Source organism: Duncaniella muris (assembly GCF_003024805.1).
Taxonomy (GTDB): domain Bacteria; phylum Bacteroidota; class Bacteroidia; order Bacteroidales; family Muribaculaceae; genus Duncaniella; species Duncaniella muris.
Genome location: NZ_PUEC01000055.1, coordinates 1 through 7,143, shown reverse-complemented (window position 1 = coordinate 7,143; position 7,143 = coordinate 1). Strand labels below are relative to the sequence as shown.

At 45.3% G+C, this 7,143-nt stretch carries 6 protein-coding genes; all 6 read left to right on the top strand.

The features are described 5' to 3' along the window. Positions 1-179: 179 nt before the first annotated feature. The 6 genes from C5O23_RS13755 (at position 180) to C5O23_RS13725 (ending at position 7,038) form a co-directional block, all read left to right on the top strand. Complete coding sequence (locus C5O23_RS13755; RefSeq protein WP_107033486.1) at positions 180-458, top strand: site-specific integrase; 279 nt, start codon at positions 180-182, stop codon at positions 456-458. Between the two features lie 131 nt (positions 459-589). Further along, positions 590-1,843 (top strand): ATP-binding protein, encoded by a 1,254-nt coding sequence (locus C5O23_RS13750; protein WP_107033485.1) that lies wholly within the window; start codon positions 590-592, stop codon positions 1,841-1,843. An 85-nt stretch (positions 1,844-1,928) separates the two neighbouring features. Further along, complete coding sequence (locus tag C5O23_RS13745; protein WP_107033484.1) at positions 1,929-2,792, top strand: Fic family protein; 864 nt, start codon at positions 1,929-1,931, stop codon at positions 2,790-2,792. A gap of 1,552 nt (positions 2,793-4,344) precedes the next feature. After that, entirely contained in the window at positions 4,345-4,674 is a 330-nt protein-coding gene (locus C5O23_RS13740; protein WP_107033483.1) for a helix-turn-helix transcriptional regulator, read from the top strand. A 4-nt stretch (positions 4,675-4,678) separates the two neighbouring features. Continuing rightward, positions 4,679-5,896: a primase-helicase family protein gene (locus C5O23_RS13735; RefSeq protein WP_240597878.1), complete on the top strand. Its 1,218-nt coding sequence runs from the start codon at positions 4,679-4,681 to the stop codon at positions 5,894-5,896. A gap of 410 nt (positions 5,897-6,306) precedes the next feature. Continuing rightward, positions 6,307-7,038, top strand: a complete 732-nt coding sequence (locus C5O23_RS13725) for a hypothetical protein (RefSeq protein ID WP_107033480.1) — start codon at positions 6,307-6,309, stop codon at positions 7,036-7,038. Positions 7,039-7,143: the final 105 nt, after the last annotated feature.

The window sequence follows — 7,143 nt, the reverse complement described above, 5'->3', positions numbered from 1 at the left end:
TCAAAGATACATATAAAATCCCCTGCTGACATTACGTCGACAGGGGTCATTTTTATATTGGGCAAAAGGGTCAGTGATATTTTGGCTTAAGGGGTCAATTCAACCTGGTCTAAGGGGTCATCCGAGCCTGGGTTTTCCAGTTGCCGTCACTGAAAGAGAAAGTGCCGACCAAGCTCACAATGAAACAGAAGGAGGCGTTGAGAAAAGAGAAGAAGGAGCCTGAGATCGATCTTAACGGCAATGTAATCGTGCCACGCTATGACTGCGTTACAAGCCACACCGCCCGACGCACCGGTATCACAAATATGTACCTCTCTCACAAGTACACCATCCTCCAGATGATGCACGTCAGCGGCCACAAGACCCAAAAGACCTTCATGGACTACATCAAGCTATCATCCGAGGAGATAGCCGACGAAATCGCCGCCATGTCCAAGAAAGAGAATGATATGTGGTAAGCAGTAGAATCGCTCCAAAAAATCGGCATAAATGTCACTTTTTTGGAGTGGCACTATTGTGTGATTCAAAATAAAAGCCTATATTTGCATTCCAAATAGTTGACATAAATGTCACTTTTGGGGAATAAATTATGATTATTAAACGCGACCATTATCTAAATCAGCTCATTGCCAGCCAACATAACGGGCTTATCAAGGTTGTTACCGGGTTAAGACGATCCGGTAAGTCATATCTATTGTTCCACTTATTCGGTGACTATTTGAAAGAGCAGGGAGTGTCTGATGATCACATTATTAAAGTAGATTTAGAGGACAGGCGAAACGCTCCTCTTCGTGACCCTGACGCATTGCTTACACATATCGACTCTAAGATGGTGGATGACAAGATGTATTATATACTTCTTGATGAAGTTCAACACGTGCCGGAGTTTGAAGACGTGCTCAATAGTTACCTTAAAATAGAGAACGCCGATGTATATGTCACAGGAAGCAACTCTCGATTTTTGTCTACAGACATAATCACAGAGTTCAGGGGGCGAGGCGATCAAATTCATGTATATCCTCTCTCTTTTGCGGAATTTATGTCTGTTGACAATAGGCACCCTATTGAAGCATGGAGCGACTATTATACATACGGAGGTCTTCCTCATGTTTTGACATTAGAAACGCCGAAGAAGAAAATTGACTATATCAAAAGTCTATATTCTACAGTCTATATCAATGACATCGTTGAGAGATATAAGATTAAGGGTGAAGCTGAGCTAAAAGAGTTGATTCAGATAATTGCGTCTGCCATAGGTTCTCCGACTAATCCCAATAAATTGGCCAATACATTCAAAAGTCTAAAAAACGTATCTCTGTCCAACAAAACTATTGATAACTATCTGACATATTTTTGTGAGTCATTTTTAACAGAAAAGGCAATCCGTTATGACATCAAGGGCAAGAAATACATAAATACCCTGTCTAAATATTATTTCACGGATATGGGTGTAAGAAATGCGATTCTTGATTTTAGGCAGCAAGAAGAAAACCACATAATGGAGAATGTCATTTATAATGAATTAAAAATACGTGGATTTCAAGTTGATGTCGGTATGGTAGAACATCGAACGACAGACAAGGAAGGGAAGACCATTCGTAAGCAGTATGAGGTAGACTTCGTGGCTAATCAAGGAAGTCAACGCTACTACATCCAGTCAGCTTTTGTCATGCCAACTGATGCCAAGGAGCGTCAAGAATCCGCATCTCTGCTTAACATTGATGATTCTTTCAAAAAAATCATCATCGTAAAAGACTACATCAAACCTAAAAGAAACGAGGAAGGAATAGTCACTATCGGCTTGATAGACTTTCTGTTGAACCCAGAATTGCTCAATTGGTAAACGATTGGAGGATTAAATAGATATGGCACAGTCTACAATATTTCAATCAAAATAAGCTTTTATTGTCTAATAAGTTACTCAAATTATGGAACATATATTGCCTGCACTAAAACAAGATTATAATTATCTGGTCAAGAAATATCAACCAAAAGAATATGTACCATCCGGCATGATTACGGAGATGGACGTAATAAGGGCTCATTTTCTTATCGCAGACTATTTTATGTCAGAGGGAGAAGAAGTACATTATGGAATTAAAAACTATAATTTATTGGCATCTGCAGTAGATAGACAGTTCGTTGGCTTTTGTGGAAAGGATAAATGGACAGACCACTATCACAAAATGGCTACTCTGTATTTCGGATTAAACAAGGATCATGCGTTTGAAGATGGAAATAAACGAGTCGCGCTGTTAGCACTATTGCTATATTTGGATAGAGTAAATCTTACCATAGTATGTCCGAAAAAGGAGTTTGAAGAGTTGTCTGTTCGAGTAGCTGCAAATAAATTGCATTTATACAAAAATTTCGATAAATTTTCAAAAGGAGATGATGCCGAAGTAAGATTCATCGCATGGATGATTAGAAGGAATACAAGGCAAAAAGACAAACGCGTATATTCAATAACTTTTGCGGAATTAGATCAACGCCTACGTAAGTATGGCTATTGGTTAGAGTATGACAAAGGTGTTGCGGACGTATGTAAATATAAAAAAGATTCTATCATAGACTACCTGCGAGTCAAAAAAAAGGTTGTAAAAGTAATTCAAATTGGCTATCCCGGTGCGAAACGCCAAGTCAATATAAAAGCATTAAAGGAAGTGTTGAAAGCTACTAATCTGGATGAAAAACATGGTATTGATTCGCAAGTTTTCTTTTATGGAGCTATTCCTGAATATAAACTTATTGATGAATATAGGCATCCTCTTCGCAGACTCAAGGATAGATAAAAAACCAGCAGTCCTCATGGTTAATTTGTGCTTCAACTTAGGTGAACTGAATACTTATGATGAACGATTAGGATATTAAGCAAATCTCGTTATAATCCGCCAAAAGTAGGTCAAAAACCATACTTTTGGCGGATTATAAGCATATTTTAGAGGGTAAATGGTCCTCAGAAGGGAAAAGAAGATACCCAAAACGGAATAATGGGAACCATGCCCGGAATAATTTGGAAAATCCTGTAAGGCGGTATTATCTTTGCCGGTGAATTGAGAGGCGTCCATCGCTATACAGGTTGTATATCTTGATATAGATGTACAACCTTGTGCTATATCCGGCGGAAAATATTTGGTGGGAATGAAAATTACACTTTATCTTTGCCGCTGAAAAGAAAGTTCAGAGCCAGAAGCTAATGCCCGGTCATGCACTACTTTTGGCTATGGATGACTTTTGTCATCGAATTGTGAACTTTTTTGAACAACGCTTTGTTAGGAAAGTTACGGTGGCAAATTTTGCGGCCATAGCGGAGCCTCAGATTGCTCTGCTGTGACGGTCGCGCCCTTATCCGCCGCAGACATACCCCGCAGCCCAAGAGTGGGCTGACTCTCTATGAGCCGGACCCGAAGGGTCGGATCCGATGCACAATACTCGGAGGTGTGTGCCTGAATTTCGCAGCCGGATGCGCAATACCTTGCGAACAAATCGGTGTGCGGGTACAGACCCAAACCTTACACCGACATCGGTGCCCATGTTCAGGTGTGACACTTGGGGACGCTATCGACATACCTACATCATACACACCCGATAGCCGACAATGTCAGCCGCCCACGGGAGATTGTGCAGATTTGGTAATCTCGAAAATTTTTGTTATCTTTATGTAACGATTGAAGGCAGCGCACGCCCGAAGCGACACGTTCAGCTTTATAGACCGGAACAGGAACGATGCTCCCTGACGGATGCCATGCCCGATATTGACACTGTAACAATAATAACGAGGTACCTGATCAGAAGACCGGACTCAGAATCCGGAACCACTATGAAAAGCCTGCCGTTGAATGCGGAACGAACCGCAACGGTTTAACCCGGCAACAACTCGCACTAAGGAAGCGATGCTCAACGGATTAAATGTGTGGAACAACGGCAGAAGAAAATAGAACGGCACAGCCATAAACTGTCATTGAGCCTATACGAGCTGAATTTTGCGACAGCCATAACTGTGCCCGTACAGAATCTGTACGTCAAAAAAATCAATTAAAAAGAAGAAAAACGCGTATGCCTTACCTTATTGCAAAGTAAGACACAACCGCCCTTGTATCTGCCCCGTATAAGGAACAGATGCCTCTCATGTCATTGCCTTTCGGCGCGGCGTGGGAAAGAGTGAACTACGCCCTTTGCCGACCATGACAAGCCGGCAGCAACAACCGTCGGTTTTAACGATACATAGCCGACAGCACTTCCTTTGTCCTTTCGGGGACACGTCACCGCAGCCTCTTTCGTCGCCGGGGCTGTAGGTGATGTAAGTTACTCGGCGATATAACTCTTCAAATTCATTTCCCTCTGATGAAATTGAATCTTTTTGACCTCCTTCAGGCGTCGGCACTCGACCCTGACTCTCCAAATATCCTCCTCAACGTCCGCCTCTCTGACCTCCATCAGCTTGTGGTGGACACAATCGAAGCCACCCGCGAGCGCCTGCTCCCCCTCTACATGGAGGCGGAGCAGGACAAATCAATCACCAAGAAAGAGGTTGCCGAGCGGCTCGGTGTCTGCGAGACCACCGTCTATAACATGACCAAAGACGGCAGATTACACCCATTCAAGGTGAACGGAAGCACCCGCTACAGCTTGCGGGAAGTTAACTCTATTATCAACCCCTCTAACGATGACTGAGCCTATGGAAGACGTAACAGTTATACCTCCCGCCGATGACTGCTTTGAGCGCATAGGCACCACCTACTACAAGATTGTCCGCCAGCCCAACGCCGCAGGACAACTCATCGAGCGCAGCATCCCGTGGACAATCGAGGCTATCCGTCAGGACTACGGCAAGGATTTTCTCGCCAACGTCCCCAAATACGACGGTTTCTGCTGTGTCCCTTCCCACTTGGACTATCAGCCTGTTGTGGGCAGTTTCAAGAACAAGTATTCACCACTCAGCCATATCCCTGCCGAGGGAGAATGGTCGTGTATCGAATCGCTCGTGCGCCACATCTTCGGCGATCAGTACGACCTCGGTCTTGACTACCTGCAAATTCTATACACCATGCCGTTGCAGAAGCTCCCGATTCTGCTCTTGGTGTCTGAGGAGCGCAACACAGGCAAATCCACCTTCCTCAATTTTCTCAAACTGCTCTTTGAGGCAAACGTGACCTTCAACACCAACGAGAACTTCCGCAGCCAGTTCAACGACGACTGGAACGGCAAACTCGTCATCGTGGTCGACGAGGTGCTGCTCAACAAGCGCGAGGACTCCGAGCGTCTGAAGAATCTCAGCACCACCTACAACTACAAGATGGAGGCAAAAGGGCGCGACCGCGAGGAGGTGAGCTTCTTCGCCAAGTTCGTACTGTGCTCCAACAACGAGTATCTCCCCGTGGTCATCGACCCCGGCGAGACCCGCTACTGGGTGCGGAAGGTTCCGAGGCTTACCACCGACGACACCACGTTTCTGGAGAAAATCCGCTACGAGATACCGGCCTTTCTCCATGCCCTGACCTATCGGCGGCTGATAACCGCCGAGGAAAGCCGCATGTGGTTCAATCCCGCGCTGCTCGACACCGAGGCATTGCAAAGAATCATCCGCGCCAACCGCAACCGTGTGGAGCTGGAGCTTGCCGAGCTGCTGACCGAGATAATGGACTCGCGCAAAATCGACGAGGTAGACTTCTGCTTCAACGACATCCTGAGCCTATTCGGCTACCGTCAGGTCAAGGCTGACCGTAGCCAGCTCCGAAAGGTGGTGCAGGACTGCTGGAAGCTCAGACCAGCCTCCAACTCGTTCTGCTACACGACCTATACCGTCGGAATGTTCCTCAACGAAGAAACATACGTCGAGACACGCCGATGCGGACGGTACTACACCGTCACCCGGCAGATGTTAGAGAATTTATAATTTTTTCTCGTTGAAATTTGATGAACTGATGAAAATGGAGACAGACTGCTGTTTTTCAGTGCATTTTCTTCTCATCGGTTATTCATCAACACTTCATCAAAGGATGAAAGGCAATGAGAAAAGAAAATGTGTGGCACCGAGAGAAAACGCAATTTCTCTTTTCCATCGCCAAAACATTCTTCTCACCGCCCGAAAAATAGTGATGAAACAATGATGAATATATAATATGCTGATATAGTCATAGATAACTCTCCGATTCATCAGTTTATCAAATTCAGCAATATGCTGCATTCTTGGCTACACTCGGCATAGGTCAAGGGAGCTTGACACTCTGCTCTCGTTTGCACAAGAATTAAACACCTCACCCGGTCGCAGGGACTTTCTCTCGGCGACCACAATTCCAGAATGATATGGCGAAATCAAATCCAGATAGGTTTGCCGAGCCTACGATTATCGGCACAGAGTCCGAGGCGCGTCAATACGTCAATCGGGCGGGTGCGACTCAGACTGCGCCCAAGAGAGAATCAAGAACAACCAAGAAGTTCGATGCTGAGGAATTTCTCCGACAAGAAGAGGAAATTTCCAAAGCAGAGGCTGAACAACTCAGAAGGACTGAGGTTCTCATGAACGAATACTCATTACCGTGGAACATCGATGATGGCAAGCCTCCGTTTCCCAGCATGGAATTAAATCCTTGTGCGGTCAGATGGGAACCTGCAAATCTCGAAGAGTTCATCCGCGAGCATGGCGAGGAGTTCAAGATATTCAAAAATGCCAAGCTGACTAATCAGTCATGCAATCAAAGCTCTGACCAATCAGAGCCTCAGCGAGACAAGGCATCAGAGACTCGAAAGCCGAAAGATATGGTTGAACTGGAACACCAGTGTACCGATACAACGGTTATACCGCCGAAAAAAGCAAAGTCATCTTCAAAAACCGAAGCGGAGGAGAGGCCGGAGGCTATGCCAAAGGATGCACCGCCAAGCGACTCTGAGAGCGAACACAAGATCGTATCCGAGGATTTGACAACCGGAAAACAGTCTGACATCCCAGTAGAGGCTGAGCAAGCTGAACCCGTGGAACAGTCAAAGAAATCGCGCGTCAGTGCCAAAATGGTGGATGGAAAACCCAGGCTCGGATGACCCCTTAGACCAGGTTGAATTGACCCCTGAAGCCAAAATATCACTGACCCTTTTGCCCAATATAAAAATGACCCCTGTCGACGTAATGTCAGCAGGGGATTTTAT

Coding starts and splice junctions, on each gene's coding strand:
- C5O23_RS13735 (WP_240597878.1), top strand. CDS start 4,679: ATGGAAGACGTAACAGTTATACCTCCCGCCGATGACTGCTTTGAGCGC.
- C5O23_RS13755 (WP_107033486.1), top strand. CDS start 180: ATGAAACAGAAGGAGGCGTTGAGAAAAGAGAAGAAGGAGCCTGAGATC.
- C5O23_RS13750 (WP_107033485.1), top strand. CDS start 590: ATGATTATTAAACGCGACCATTATCTAAATCAGCTCATTGCCAGCCAA.
- C5O23_RS13740 (WP_107033483.1), top strand. CDS start 4,345: ATGAAATTGAATCTTTTTGACCTCCTTCAGGCGTCGGCACTCGACCCT.
- C5O23_RS13725 (WP_107033480.1), top strand. CDS start 6,307: ATGGCGAAATCAAATCCAGATAGGTTTGCCGAGCCTACGATTATCGGC.
- C5O23_RS13745 (WP_107033484.1), top strand. CDS start 1,929: ATGGAACATATATTGCCTGCACTAAAACAAGATTATAATTATCTGGTC.